Raw genomic sequence first — 14,200 nt, 5'->3', positions numbered from 1 at the left:
CGTCGCCTACGCCTCGAACCCGGGCAGGTCGGTGCCCAGGCTGGTGACGAGCTGGCTGAGGTACTCCGCGATCTCCGCCGTGTGGTCCCCGGTCTCGGCGTACTTGTTGGCGACGAGGTCCAGCTTCGCCTTGATGTCGTCCATCGCCTTGCCGATGTTGGTCAGGGCCGTCTTCAGCTCGGTCATCCGATCGGTGACGTGGGTCTTCAGCGCGGTGCCGTCCGGGAAGTCACCCGGCAGGAGCGCGACCTCGCCGACCTTCGTCAGCGATGTCGTGACGTAGGTCGTCTTGAGCGCTTCGATCTTCGTCGCCAGCGTGTGGATCGCGTCCGCGTTGACTGTTGCCATTCCTGCTCACCCTCTCGCGATGGACGTTCAGTGCCGGCCGGTCGGGGTCGACCCGCCCGGCGGTGTGGTACGCGGCACCGGCTGCCCGCGCTTCTTCGGTTTGCGGGGCTTGGCGACCCACTCGTCCTCGGTCTCGTCGGCCACCGGCACCGGACGGCCGATCGACGCGACCGGCACCCCCCGGTCCGCCCAGACATCGGACTCGTCCACGAGCAGCGCCAGCCGCTCCCGCTCCTCGTTCTTGCCACCGCCCATGCCGCCCATCCCGCCCATGCCGCCCATCATCGGCGGCATCATCGGCGGATAGGCGGAGACCGCCGCGGCCGGGGCGAGGTCGTCGTCGACCGGCTGCATCGACGCACCGGGTCGGCGGGACTGGTCGGAGGGGACCTCGCCGCCGGAGCCGCCGGAGCCCGGACGCCCGCCCGGCAGTGGGTTGCCGTCGAGGTCGACATCGGCGATGCCGTCGCCGTCGGTGTCGTAGCCGCTGATCCCGTCCGCCCCGGTGACCAGGCGGGAACCGGGCGGGGCATCACCGCCGGGGATCGCGTTGCCGTCCATGTCCACATCGGCGATGCCGTCACCGTTGAGGTCGAGCCCGGTGGAGCCGTCGAGGCGGGGCACGATCCGGGCCCGGGCAGGCAGGCCGCCCAGCAGGCCGCTGCCGGGCAGGCCGCTGCCCAGCCCACCGAGCGCACCGAGTCCGCCCAGCGCACCCAGCGCACCGAGGTCGGGCAGGCCGCCCCCGCTCGGGGTGAACAGCGACGGCAGGTCCAGATCGGGCACATCGCCGCCCGGCAGCCCGCCGCCGCCCCCGGCGAAGTCCGGGATGTCCGGCAGGGTGCTCGGGTCGAACGCCGCCGGCGGCGGGAGGCCGCCCAGTCCGTTCAGATCCGGACCGCCGGGCGGGTCGTCCAGTCCGTTGAGGATGTCGTTGAGGTTCGGCGGCCCGCTGCCGTTGCCGTTGCCGTCGGTGTCGTGGTCCGTCGGCCCGTCGACCTTGATGTCGCTGAAGTCCGGGCTGGTCACGAAGAGGGTGTACTTCTGGCGCGCGCTCGTCAGCGACGCCTGGAAGGTGTTCTGGAACGTGTTGCGCGAGGTGACGGCGTCGTCATAGGACTTCTGCACCGCGGTGTTCCAGTCGTTGTAGCCCTTGGTCCACTTCTGCGCCGCGGTCTGGCTGCTCGGCCCGTTGGCGGCGAGCCGCATCAGCGTGGTCCAGTTGGCGCCGGTGTGCCGGGCCCACTCGGCCTCCAGCCACACCCGCAGGTTCTCCGCGGCGGTGGTCGCGGTCTCGTGCGGCGTCGCGACATCGTCGGTCGTCACCTTGGCGTACTTCGCGGTGGTCGCGGCGAAGCCCTCCAGGAACGTGTCGAACGCGTCGATCGTCTCGCCGAAGAGCTTCCCGGCCGGTCCCCGCCAGTAGTTGTCGCGGTTGATCCCCGCGGCGACCAGCGACGCCCGCACGGTCTCGATCCGCTCGGCCGCGTTCTTCAGATCGAGTCCGGTCTGCTTGGCGGTGAGGTAGGAGACCTCGGGCGCGTCGTCGGCGTCGGACTCGCGCGTCTGCGGGCGGACGATCGTCTTGTGCAGCGCGTCGAGCGCGTCCTGCCACTCCTTGCGCCGCTTGTTGGTCAGGTCCTCCAGCTTGTTGGCCATGCGATCACCGCCTGCCCTGCGGGGACCAGCCGACCGGCAGCCCCGGCGCGGGCACCCGGGCACCCGGCCGCGGCGCCGCGACCGGCACCTCGACCCACTCGTCGACCAGGTCGTCCTCATCGGACTCGTCGTCCTCGTCATCGGGGCGGCCCAGGGCGGCGACGGGCAGCAGGTCCTCCGCCCAGACCTCGTCCTCCTCCTGGAGCCAGGTCTGGCGTTCCCGCTCGCCGTTGCCCTCCTGACCACCGGCGCCGCCCGCGCCGGCACCCATCCCGCCCATCCCGCCCATCATCGGCGGCATCATCGGGTAGCCGGCGGTGCCGGGATCCAGGGCCGAGCCGGCGCTCGCGCCCGAGCGGTCGACCGGGCTCAGCCGGAACTGGTCGCCCGGGACGACACCGCCCGGATCGGGGCTGGGCTCCTCGCCGCCGTGCAGCGGATCGCCGTCGAAGTCGATGTCGGGGATGCCGTCGCCGTCGGTGTCGAACCCGGTGACGCCGTCCGTGCCGGTGACGAGCTGTCCACCGGCGGCGGGCCCGGTCAGCGCCCGGCCGGACAGGCTCATGTCGGGCTCGCCGTCGCCGTTCAGGTCGATGCCGAGCTCGCCGTCGGAGCCGGTCACCAGGGCGGCATCCGGCGGCAGGTCGCCGTCGGGCAGCGGGTGCAGATCCAGGTCGAGGTCCGGCACGGTGTTGCCGCTGATGTCGTAGCCGGTGGTGCCGTCGGGCCCGGTCACGAGCCGGGCGCCCGCCGGCGCGCTGCCGCCGGGCACCGCGCGGCCCCGCATGTCGACGTCGGCGACGCCGTCGCCGTTGAGGTCGATGCCGTTGCTGCCGTCGGGACGGCGCACGACGCGGGCGCCGACCGGCAGGTCGCCGCCGGGCAGGCGCTGCCCCGAAGCCCCGATGTCGGGTACGCCGTTCCCCGTCACGTCGGTGCCGGTGGTGCCGTCCGGGCCGGTGACGACGTTCCCGCCCAGCCCGCCGCCGGACCCGCCGCCGGAGGAGGACCCGCCACCCGACGACCCGCCACCCGACGCTCCGCCGCCAGACGACCCGCCGCCGGTGGACCCCCCACCGCTCGGCAGGCCGCCACCCGGCAGACCACCGGCCCCGCCCGGCAGGCCGCCGCCGGGCAGCCCTCCCGACGGCAGCCCGGAGCCGCCCCCGCCCAGGTCCGGCGGGCCGCCGCCACCACCACCGATGCCGGACAGGTCGGGCGGAGGACCGCCGGAGCCGCCGCCCGGTCCCAGCCCGAGCTTCTCGAGCAGGTCGTTGAGGATGTCCTGCTCGTCGCCCTCGTCGCCGCCCTCGTCCGGCGGGCCGTTGCTCCCGTGATGGTTGTTGTTGACCTCGTCGAAGTCCGGGCTCAGCGGGAACGGTACGAAGTGCACCCGCGCCTCGGCGAGCGACGTGCTGAACAGGACGTGCGAGGCGCTGCCGTTGGTGACACCGTCGTTGTAGATCTTCTGCACGATCGGGGTGAGCATCCGGACATCGGTGCCGCTGTTGTTGAGCATGGCGTTCCACCGGTTGACCAGGTCCACCCGGATGTCCTCGGTGTCCTTGATCGCCTTCTTGTGGCTCTCGACGAGGTGGTCGTCGATGGACTTGGCGTAGGAGTTGCTCTGCGTGGCGAGGGTGTCGGCGTACTGGACGAACGCCGCCATCGTCTCGCCGAACAGCGTCGAGGCCGGGCCCCGCCAGTAGCCCTCACGGCCGGTGTTGGCGGTCTTCAGGTCCCGGCCCAGGTTCTGCAGCGCGGTGGCGGCCTCCCGGAGCTTCACCGCGGCGAAGACGGCGGCGTCGGGGGTCGCCTGCTTGGCGCCGTCGCCGGAGGACTCGTAGTTCACCGGGTCCTTGATCCGCTTGTGCAGCTTCGTCAGGACCGCGTCCCAGGCCGTTCGGAAGTCGTCGTACGCGCTCACCGCTACCTCGCCTCGGTCGGCGGCGTACGACCGATCGCCTCGGAGAGGCCACCCGCGTCGGTCCAGTCCTCGTCGCCGATGAGCTCCGTCTGCCGCTCCGGCGACCGCTCCTCCTCGCCGTTGGCTCCGAGCCCGCCGATGCCCCGTCCGAGCGGCGGCGGGAAGCGTCGGTCGCCGACGATGCCGGGCCCGTCCGGCGTTTCGGCACCGAGTCCCGGAATGCGCCGCGAGGTGAGATGCGTCGCGGCGGGCCGCTGACCGAAGCCGCCGCTCGCCAGGCTGACATGGGCGTTGGGCGTGCCCGGGCCCGGAACCCCGGTGCCCGGCCCCGACCCGGGCCCGGTCGGCAGCGGCAGCTCGGGCAGGGTGCCGCGGAAGCTGCTGAGCACCGTCTGCGGACCCTCGTAGATCGACGCCACGGGCAGCGGCCCGGTGAGGACGGACTGGACGCCGAAGCCCGGCCCGGTGACCGCGCCGATCACCCCCGGCGGGGTGAGGACGCCGGTGACCGGCCCGGTGAGAGCCGCGAGCCGCGTGTCGGGGTCGACCTCGGCCGGCGGCAGGTCCCGAGGGGTGTTCCCGTTCGTCTCGGCGAGGACGAGCACCTCCTCCGGCGAGATCGGCACGGTCGGCAGGTCGGCGAAGGCGGCGAGGTAGGCATCTCCCAGATCGGTCAGGATGCGTTGCGCCTCGGCGTCGATCGCGGTCTCGTCGGGGACCAGCCCGGCGGTGACGGCCCGGGTCCGGTACTCCTCGGCCTCGGTGACGAGCGTGGCGAGGGCGGACTGCGCGGTGGTGAGCGCCGTACCGCAGGCGACCAGCGTCGGCTCGTAGCGCACCAGCGCGTCGGCGAGGTCGCCGACGAAGGTGACGAACTCCGCGGCGACGGCGGTGAAGGTCGTCGCCGCCGGGCCCTCCCACTCGCCGGTGTCGGTGGTGATGCCCCGGACCGCGGCGGGCAGCTCCAGTTCCAGGCCGAGCAGGTGGGAACGGACCGCCGCGACATCGGCGCCCGCGCTGTCGAGCGAGGTCGGCGTGGCCGGCCGCAGCGCCGTGGTGATGGCGGCGAGGGTATAGGTGGAGTACCGCGGCATGACGTCAGTTCCTTTCGCGAGCAGTCGCTACGGGGTGGGCGGTGCGGGCACCGGCTGGTAATCGGGGAAGTACTTGCCGACCTTCCGGATGATCCCGCTGAGGCGGGCCAGGTCGTCCTTGTTGAGCTCCTCGGTGGTCGCGTAGACCTTCGAGATCTTGATCAGTTCGGTGCCCATGTCGAAGAAGGACTTCTGCACGTTGCCCAGGACCGCGACATACTCGCTGGTCACACGGGTGTTGTAGCGCTCCTTGAGGGTGAGCGCCGCGGGCAGGTAGCCGGGCTTGATGACCGCGAGCTGCACCAGTCCCACGATCCGGTCCAGCTCCTCCGCCCAGGCGAGCAGGTTCTCGCCGAGCTTCTTGATGCCGATCGAGTCCGCGACGACGGGCTCCGCCATGACCGTTCCCTTCTGTCGAGTGCGTCGGGGCCGGCCGCGTCAGCCGCCGGCCCCGGCGCCCATCAGCCGTCCTGCCAGGTCCGCGAGTTGAACCGCTCGGTGAGGTCGTAGTTGTCGAGGATGCGCTCCAGCGACGGGATCGCATTGGTCGTCATGATGCTTTTCATCTTGTCGACGTGCCCGTCCCAGTCGAGCTTGTACTGGGTGTACATCGCCCGGGCATCGCCGTCCCAGGTGGCGAGCTGCCCGTTGGAGTAGCTCTCCAGCTGGTCCAGCGCTGTGTCGATCTTGTTGTGCGCGTTGCGGATCGCGGTGATGCCCGCGATGATCGCCTCGGCGCTGTAGCTGTAGGTGGGTTGGCCCATGGCGCATACCTGCTTTCCTATTTGAAGCTGTGTTACTTAAAGAAATGACCCTGCTGGAGTGCGAAGTCCTCGGCGCTCTCGACGTGGCCGGCGCCGCCCAGCAGCTTGTCCGCCATCGCGTCGAGGTCCTTGAGGATCGCGTCGAACTCGACGCCCCACTGGTCCATCGTGTTGTGGAAGACGGTCGACGCCTCGCCGGTCCACTGGCCCGACAGCGCCTGCAGCTCGTTGCGCAGACCCTTCATGTAGCCGTCGATCTCGTTGTAGGTCGCGACGAACTGCGCGCCGGAGCTGCGCATACCCTCGCTGGTATTGGATACAGGCTGGCCCATGCCATTTCCTCTCTGGTGACGGTGGTGCACTGTCCTTACGGTGATGCCGGACTCGGTGCCACGGCGGGCACGGTGAGCCTGGCTGCGACGGGGTCGAGGGGTCGGCCGACCGGCAGCAGCGCCAGGATCTCGCCGGGCACCGGCAGCGCCGACCCGGCGGCGTAGCCCAGCGCCGCGGCGACGTCGGCCTCGGCGAGCGGGTACCGGATGCCGGTGTCCGCCAGGAGATAGAGGGTGCCGTTGGTGACGCCGGGCGCGGGCAGGTCCCGCATCAGCAGGCCCCGCCCCGCTTCGACGACGATCGTGTCCGCACCGGCCGGGGCCGCCTCGGTCGCGAGCTTGACGCCGGGCACCGCGACGCCGACGCTCACCTGCGGTCCGTCGGTGCCGTGGCGGATCAGCAGGCAGGGCAGCTCGCCCTGGGCGATGGTCATGATCCGGGGCGGCTGCGCGGGCAGCGCCGGATTCGGCGAGGAGAACGGCGACCGCGGGGCTCCGGCCAGCGCGGCCGGCGTCAGGTCGAGCATGGTCACCGCCCTCCCCGGGTACGCCGTCCGCACCCCCGGGTCCGCGAGCTGCAGCGCCGCGCCGGTGGCGGTGAGCGGCGACAGCCCGTCGGAGCGCATGACGAAGTACTGGGTACCCGTGCCGCCCTCGACACCGTCGACCTTGAACAGTTGCCCGACGACGGTGGTCTGCCCGCCGATCCGGGCCCCGGCCGTGCCCCTGCTCGCGACATACTCCGCCGACAGGTCCGGGCCGGCCGGGATGGCGTTGATGAACGACCACCCGACGAGGCGGGGTGCGGTGGCCGCGTAGCCGAGCGCCGCCTGGATCGCGGGTTCGGGCAGGCGCAGCCGCTGGTTGCCCCAGATCAGGAAGAGCCGCTGGTCCGGCGTACGCACCAGCAGTGACTCCTCGACCCCCGAGGCCCGGATCTCGGCCGACCGCCGCGCCTCCAGCGCGACGCTGGGCTGGCTGGCGCCGGTGGCGTCCTGGCGCAGCCCGGAGCAGACCCGCCACTGCCGCACGTCGAGCCCGGCCGGGTCGGGCAGGTAGTCGGGTGCGGAGACGATGCCGATCGGCAGCCCGTGCGGCACCCCGGCGAGGGACTTGCGGGAGACCGAGACGGTCGTCGGCGCGCGGCCCAGGATCAGCCGGGCCGAGGTGTAGTTGACGACCGGCCGCAGCACCCCGTCCACGACGACGTAGCGGGCGCCGGTCTCCTTCTCGACCACGATGACGCCCTGCGCCTGCCAGGCCTTGCTGCCGCCGGGGACGAAGAACCCGAAGGCGCCGAACCCGATCAGCGCCACGGCGCCGACCAGCACGCCGACGACGGTGCCGACGACGAACCGCCGCAGCGGCGTCATCTGCGCGTCGGGCTCGGCCCGCAGCAGGGCGGAGACGAGCCGGCCCAGCACGAACGAGTGGGCCTGCACCTGGTCCCGGCGATTCTGCACGGCTGCCGCTCCCCTACCCGGCCAGCGCCCGCGCCCACTGGTAGGCGTCGAAGACGGCCAGCAGCAGCAGGATCATGGCGAGGGCGAAGAGGTATTCGACGATGTCGGCGATGCGCCCCCAGTAGGGGAGCAGCCGCTTGCCGGGCAGCGACCGGGCGAGGCCGACCGAGGCGACGACGAGTCCGAAGAGGACGAGCACGGTCATCGCGGTCGCCGGGCCGCCCCGGCCGTCGGCGAGCCGGATCAGCAGCAGCGAGCCGCCGACGAGGACCGGGACCACCGTGGCGGCCCGCTGCCAGCCCGACCCGAGCCCGCGCGACCGGATCGCGAGGACGCCCATGACGGCGACGACGAACCAGGTGGTGGCCCAGCCGGGCTCCTCGGCGAGGACGGCGAGCCCGCCGAGGCAGACGACGCCGCTCGCGACGAGCATCCAGGTGAGGTAGGTGTCGGCGACGACGGCACCGCTGATCAGCTTCGGACCGGCGTAGGGCTCGATGTCCTCGGACAGGTCCGCGGCGCTCGTCGGGAGCTGGGGCAGCCGCATCAGCGCCAGCCGGAACGCCACCGACGGCGCGAACGCGGTCGCGACCAGGGCACCCGCCACCGCCGACGCCGCGGCCTGCCCGACCGTCAGCCCGCCGATGACGAGCAGCGCACCGGCCGCCACGGCGAGCGTGACCAGCCATACCGCCAGGAAGAGCGCCCGGTGGTGGCCGAGGGCGAAGGTGAGCATCAGCGCGATGGCGCTCGCCGAGACGGTGGCGCAGAGCCACTGCGGGTCGGTCGACTCCCCCGGCGGCAGGACGGCGTAACCCGCCATCGCCGCCCACGGGATCGCCGCGACCCCGAGCGTCATCGCCGCCCAGCCGTCGCCCAGCGCCCGGGAGCACATCATCGCGCCGAAGGCGAGCGCCACGGCACCGGCGGCGGCGATCGTCAGCCGCGACTCCACCGGCGACCGCAGCACGATCACATACGCAGTGACCAGAACGAATGCCGCCACGACCAGGAACAGGGCCCGGGTCATCCCGTCGCGCCACCGGTCCGGGCGGTGCCGCACGCCGCTGGCGATGCCGTCGATCAGGTCGTCGAAGTGCACCGGTGGCAGGGCCGCGTCGCGGGGGTTGAGGTAGAGCGTCTCGCCGTCGCGGATCTGCAGCGCCGCCGGGGTCATCTCCTCGTCGAGCGGGCCGGTACCCAGGCGCTGCAGCACCCAGTCGCCGTCGCCGGTGAAGGCCCGGTTGCGGCCGGCCGAGTCGAGCATCCCGGACATCGTGGCCCGCTGGACCAGCACCGGGATCAGGTCGGCGAGCGGCACGGTGGACGGCAGCGCCATCTCCACCGTCCGATGTGGTGTGATCAGTACGACCCGGCTGACGTCGGTCACTGCGCCTCCCCGGGAGCGGAACTGGCCATGGCGGTCTGCATCTGCACGGGCTCGCCGCGGCGCCGGACGAACTGGGCCCGGCCGACGGGGAGCACGAGCGGTTTCGCGCCGCCGAGGAAGGCACCTTCCTCGCGGGCGCAGGAGAAGAGCACGCCGGGCGTGCCGAGGTCCCACATCCGGCGCAGCAGCGGGTCGTTCATCGACCGGCTCGCCCCGGACGTGGTACGCGCGACGACGACGTGCAGCCCGATCTCGGCACCGTGCGCGAGCAGCTCGACGAGCGCTTCGCCGGGGTAGTCGCCGATGCCGCTGACCATGTCGTAGTCGTCGATGAGGACGAAGAGCCGGGGCCCGGTCCACCAGTCGCGGGCGGCGAGGCGTTCCGGTCCGATGTCGGCGCCGGGAACGCGTTCCTTGAGGACCGGGGCGCCCCGGGCGATCACCTCGCGCAGGGCGGGGCCGTTCAGGGCGTACCCGACGCGTTGGGTTTCGGGTGCGGCGTCGGCGAGCTTGCGGCGCGGGTCGACGATGAGGACCTGGGCCTCGGCGGGCTCGAAGCGCGCGGTGATCGCGGCCGCGATGTGGCGCAGCAGGTTGGTCTTGCCGGTCTGGTTGTCCCCGAAGACCATCAGGTGCGGTGTCAGCGCGAAGTCGTGCCAGACCGGCTGCAGGCGCTGGTCGTCGAGGCCGAGCACGACCCGCACCTCGCCGTCGGGCGGGCCGACCGGCAGGGTCGCGGCGTCGAGGACCTTGGGCAGCATCCGCACCCGCGGCGCGGTCGGTCCGGACCAGTGCGTCGCGACCGCGTCGACCAGGTCCGACAGGCCGGTGCCGTCATCGTCGTTGCCGACGGCGGCGTCCAGGCGCGGCACCACCGACAGGAAGTGGAACTTGTCCGCGGTGAGCCCCCGGCCCGGCGACTCCGGGACCGTCTTCGCCTTGCGGAAGTCGATCTCGGAGTCCATCGGGTCGCCCAGGCGCAGCTCGAAGCGGCTCTGCAGGACGTCGCGCAGCCACGGCCGGATCTCCGACCAGCGGCCCGCGGTCACCATGAGGTGTACGCCGTAACTCAACCCCCGGGTCGCGATCTCCTGGATCACCGGCTCCAGTCCCTCGAACTCCTGGTGCAGCGTGAACCACCCGTCGATGACGAGGAACACGTCGCCGAAGGGGTCCTCGGTGTGCTGCCCGGCCGAGCGGGCCCGCCGGTAGGCCGCCATCGACTCGACGTCGTGGCGGCCGAAGCGGTCCTCCCGGGCATCGAGGATGTCGGCGACCTCGGCGACCGTGCGGGTGACCCGTTCCCGGTCCCGCCGATTGGCGACCCCGCCGACGTGCGGCAGCCCGCCCAGCGCCGCCATCGCGCCGCCGCCGAAGTCGAGCACATAGAACTGCACCTCGCGCGGGGTGTGCGCGAGCGCGAGCCCGGCGATCATGGCCCGCAGCATGGTGCTCTTGCCGGTCCGGGGCGCGCCGATCACCGCGACGTGCCCCTTGGCACCCTCCAGCTCCGCGTGCAGGATCTCCCGGCGCTGCTCGAACGGCCGGTCCACCAGCGCCACCGGCACCCGCAGCCCGCCATAGGGTGCGCCGAACCCGCGTACCGGATCGGTGAACAGCACCGGCGTGACCTCGGCGAGCGTCGCCGGATCCGACAGCGGCGGCAGCCACACCCGGTGGGCGGGCGGCCCCGCGTCGCGCAGCCGGTCCACGATCACGGCGAGCGTCGTCTCGGTCGCCTCCCCCGGTTCGTCGGTGGCGGCCGGCGGCGGCGGTTCGACGGGGCGTGACGGCACCACGTACCCGGCCTCGAAGGCGACGATCCGCGCGTGGCTGACCGGCCGCGCCACCCGGCGGCCCCGGACCGGGCACGGCCCGGAGACGTAGGCACCGCGGAACTTCACCAGCGTCGTCGTGTCCGTGCGCAGGTAGCCCGAGCCCGGCGCGAGCGGCTTGTCATAGGCGTCGCTGACCCCGATGACGCTGCGGGACTCCATCGAGGAGAACATCCGCAGGCCCATCCGGTAGGACAGGTGCGTCTCCAGGGTGTGGATCCGGCCCTCCTCGAAGCGCTGCGACGCGAGCAGCAGGTGCACTCCGAGCGACCGGCCGAGGCGGCCGATCATCATGAACAGGTCGACGAACTCGGACTTCACACTGAGCAGCTCGCCGAACTCGTCCACGATGATCACCAGGGTGGGCAGCGGTTCGAGGACGGCGCCACCGGCCCGGGCCCGCTCGTACTCCAGCACCGACGTGTGGCTGTGGCGCCGCAGCAGCTCCTGGCGGCGGACCAGCTCGCCCTGCAGGGCGTCCTGCATCCGGTCGACCAGGGGCAGCTCGTCGACGAGGTTGGTGATCAGCGCCGAGACGTGCGGCAGACCGTCGAGGCCGAGGAAGGTCGCGCCGCCCTTGAAGTCGACGAGGACCATGTTGAGCTTCTCCGACGAGTGCGTCAGCGCCAGCGACAGCACCAGGGTCCGGATCAGCTCCGACTTGCCCGAGCCGGTCGCGCCGATCAGGATGCCGTGCGGGCCCATGCCGCCCTGCGCCGACTCCTTCAGGTCGACCTCGACCACGTGGCCGCGCTCGGTGATGCCGATCGGCACCCGCAGATGGTCCCAGGCCGTGCGGGCCTGCCACAGCACCTGCGGATCCAGGCTGCGCAGGTCCGCGATCCCGAGCAGCGCCGCGAGGTCGGCCGAGGTGGCGGTCGTCTCGCTCGCCGTGCTCGTCCCGCCCAACCGGTAGGGCGCCACCAGCCGGGACAGGGCTCGCACCCGGACCAGGCTCATCGCGTCCGGGCGCCCGATCACGGTCGTCTGCTCGTCACCGGCCCGGGTCATGTCGACCTTCTCGACCGAGTCGTCGGCGATCCGCAGCCGCAGCGTCGTCGCGGCGCCGTCCCAGGGCAGCCCGCCGCAGACGTCGATCGCGACCAGGTTGCGGTAACCGGCCCCGGCGAGCCGGTGCGAACCCGAGATCGGGGCGTCGTCGAGGATCACCACCACGAACGGCTCCGCGGCGCTCGCCATCTGGCCCGGCTCGTAACGCCCGCGCTCGTCCATCGCCTTGCCGCCGAGCAGCCGCTCCAGATCCGCCCACGCGTCGCAGACGAGGCGTACGCCACCGGCCGCGTCGTTCTCGTCGGGGTGCAGCGCGTGCGGCAGCCACTTGACCCACTCCCAGTGCCGCAGCCGATCCGGGCTGGTCAGCACCGCGATCCGCAGGTCCTCCGGCGAGTGGAAGACGGCGAGTTGAGCCACCATCGCCCGGGTCAGCGCCCGCGTGACCTCCTCGTCGCCGTCGAGGCTCACCCGGGCGAACCCGCGCAGGTAGACCGCGACCGGCATGTCGTCGATGACCGTGTAGGCCCGCAGGAACCGGCGCAACGCGCTGGCGCACAACGGTTCCAGGTCCTCGACGGGCTTGGTCTGCGGCGCCTGCAACGACAGTGCCAGGCGCTGCTGGCCCAGCCCGATGCGTACCTCCGCGAAGTCCGCGTGGTTGGCCCGCCGCTCCCAGAGCCGCTCCGTCGGCACCAGCGCCCAGGCCCGATCGGGATCCGGGTGGGTGAAGAGCACCGAGGTGCGCTGCTTGTCGACGCTGCGCCGGATCTGCCGCCGGGCCTGCCCGAGGTAGCGCAGGTAGTCGCGGCGCTCGCCCTTGAGCCTGGTCTTGCGCTCGGAGCCGGTCCGCATCATCATCGCGCCGACGCCGACCACCGACGCCACGGCCATCAGACCCATCGCCAGATAGAGGATGGCTTTGTTCTGCCCCGGCTGCAGGTAGAACAGCATCATCGCACCGGAGCCGATGACCATCGGCAGGTACATCATCATGTTCGACAGGTTGCCGCCGGCCGCCTCGGGCAGCCCGGGCGGTTCCTGCAGCGGGAAGTCACCCTTGTCGATCGGCGGGGCGGGGCGGCGCTGGCCGCGCGTGACCGGGATCGTGCTCATCGGCCCCTCCCGGGCTTGGTCGGCGGCTCGGCCGGGTCCTCGTCGACGCTGCGCCAGCGGCGGCGGATGCCGTGCGGGACGAGGTAGGCGACGAGCGCGATCACCGCGGTCACGGTGGCGACCGCGATCGTGAACTCCAGCGCCGCGGTCTTCGCCGACGTGTCCGCCGCGACCGGCAGCGCCACCTCCACCGGCGCCCCGGCCACCGCCTTCGCCGGTTGGCCGCCCTCCTCCGCCAGCACGGCGGTGACCGCCGCGTAGGGGTTCACCACCCCCCACCCCACGCGCGGGTCGGGCAGGGCCGCGCCCGGATGGTCCGCGGTCAGCTCCAGCCGCCGCATCACCTGCCGGGCCGTCAGCTTCGGGTGGTACGCCCGGACCAGCGCCGCCGTCGCCGTCACGAACGGGGTGGCGTAACTGGTGCCGCTGTCGAGCAGGTGACCGGTGCCGCCCCGGGACAGGCTCACCACGTCCACCCCCGGTGCCACCAGATCCAGGTAGGACCCGACCTCGGAGAACTCGCTGCGCTGCCCGTCCTGCCCGATCGCACCGACCGCGATCACCTGCGGATAGGCGGCGGGGTAGGCGATCGGGTTGCCCGTCTGGGCCTCGTTGGCGGCGGCTGCCACGAGGACGACGTCGCGCTCGGCGGCGAACCGGACCGCGTCGCGGAGGTCGTCGCTGGGGAAGAACGCGGTGGCGGAGATGTTGACGACGCTCGCGCCGCCGGTGACGGCCGCCCTGATGCCGTTGGCCAATGTGGACGACGAGCCGTCGTTGGGTCCGGTGGCCTGCCGGATCGGCAGGATCTTCACGCCCGGGGCGATACCGGAGACGCCGGAGCCGGTGATGGGTTCGGCGGCGATGATCCCGGCGACGAAGGTGCCGTGGCCGTAGCAGTCGGTGTTGGCGTTGCCGCCCCCGTTGATGATGTCCGCTCCCTGGAGGACCTTGCCGAACAGCTGCGGCACGAGAGCGTCCACCCCGGTGTCGATCACCGCGACGGTCACACCCTGGCCCCGCGTGAGCGGCCAGACCCGCGACGGGGCGAGGCGTTTGTGCGTCCAGGGGATCTCGCGGCTGAGCTGCTGCGACGGGGTGGTGCAGTTCACCGTGGGCGCCGCCGCCGCGGCCGCACCGGGCAGCCCGGCGGCGGCAGCGAGCGCGACAGCTGCCAGCAGGCGGCCCCGCAGCACCATCACGCACCTCCACGGTAGGTATGTCGCCCCTACTACGCGGACCGCCACCCTCCGGTTCACTC

The 14,200-nt window shown here is 72.5% G+C and carries 11 protein-coding genes; all 11 read right to left on the bottom strand.

Going from position 1 to position 14,200, the window contains the following annotated elements:
• Positions 1-6: 6 nt before the first annotated feature.
• On the bottom strand, positions 7-348 hold the full coding sequence (locus tag F4553_RS37665; RefSeq protein WP_184846127.1) for a hypothetical protein: 342 nt from the start codon (positions 346-348) through the stop codon (positions 7-9).
• Between the two features lie 27 nt (positions 349-375).
• On the bottom strand, positions 376-2,007 hold the full coding sequence (locus F4553_RS37660; protein ID WP_184846125.1) for a hypothetical protein: 1,632 nt from the start codon (positions 2,005-2,007) through the stop codon (positions 376-378).
• A 4-nt stretch (positions 2,008-2,011) separates the two neighbouring features.
• A complete protein-coding gene (locus tag F4553_RS37655) occupies positions 2,012-3,934 on the bottom strand; it encodes a hypothetical protein (protein WP_184846123.1) in 1,923 nt (640 codons plus the stop codon).
• 2 nt (positions 3,935-3,936) lie between these two features.
• Positions 3,937-5,028, bottom strand: a complete 1,092-nt coding sequence (locus F4553_RS37650) for a hypothetical protein (protein WP_184846121.1) — start codon at positions 5,026-5,028, stop codon at positions 3,937-3,939.
• A 27-nt stretch (positions 5,029-5,055) separates the two neighbouring features.
• Positions 5,056-5,427, bottom strand: coding sequence for a hypothetical protein (locus tag F4553_RS37645; protein ID WP_184846119.1), 372 nt, complete (start codon positions 5,425-5,427; stop codon positions 5,056-5,058).
• A gap of 62 nt (positions 5,428-5,489) precedes the next feature.
• Complete coding sequence (locus F4553_RS37640; protein WP_184846117.1) at positions 5,490-5,792, bottom strand: WXG100 family type VII secretion target; 303 nt, start codon at positions 5,790-5,792, stop codon at positions 5,490-5,492.
• Positions 5,793-5,824: 32 nt separating this feature from the next.
• Positions 5,825-6,124 carry a WXG100 family type VII secretion target gene (locus tag F4553_RS37635; RefSeq protein WP_184846115.1) on the bottom strand — a complete coding sequence of 100 codons (300 nt, stop codon included), beginning with the start codon at positions 6,122-6,124 and terminating at the stop codon, positions 5,825-5,827.
• Between the two features lie 35 nt (positions 6,125-6,159).
• Positions 6,160-7,587 (bottom strand): type VII secretion protein EccB, encoded by a 1,428-nt coding sequence (eccB, locus tag F4553_RS37630; protein WP_184846113.1) that lies wholly within the window; start codon positions 7,585-7,587, stop codon positions 6,160-6,162.
• 13 nt (positions 7,588-7,600) lie between these two features.
• The gene (gene eccD / locus F4553_RS37625; RefSeq protein WP_184846111.1) at positions 7,601-8,977 is read right to left on the bottom strand and encodes a type VII secretion integral membrane protein EccD; all 1,377 of its coding nucleotides are present in this window, start codon (positions 8,975-8,977) and stop codon (positions 7,601-7,603) included.
• Positions 8,974-12,939, bottom strand: coding sequence for a type VII secretion protein EccCa (eccCa, locus tag F4553_RS37620; protein WP_184846109.1), 3,966 nt, complete (start codon positions 12,937-12,939; stop codon positions 8,974-8,976). The genes eccD and eccCa overlap by 4 nt, the downstream gene beginning before the upstream one ends.
• Positions 12,936-14,138, bottom strand: coding sequence for a type VII secretion-associated serine protease mycosin (mycP, locus tag F4553_RS37615; RefSeq protein ID WP_184847444.1), 1,203 nt, complete (start codon positions 14,136-14,138; stop codon positions 12,936-12,938). The genes eccCa and mycP overlap by 4 nt, the downstream gene beginning before the upstream one ends.
• Positions 14,139-14,200 lie beyond the last annotated feature (62 nt).

Source organism: Allocatelliglobosispora scoriae, assembly GCF_014204945.1.
Taxonomy (GTDB): domain Bacteria; phylum Actinomycetota; class Actinomycetes; order Mycobacteriales; family Micromonosporaceae; genus Allocatelliglobosispora; species Allocatelliglobosispora scoriae.
Note: the sequence above shows the minus strand (reverse complement) of the source record. Positions and strands in the feature narration are given on the sequence as shown.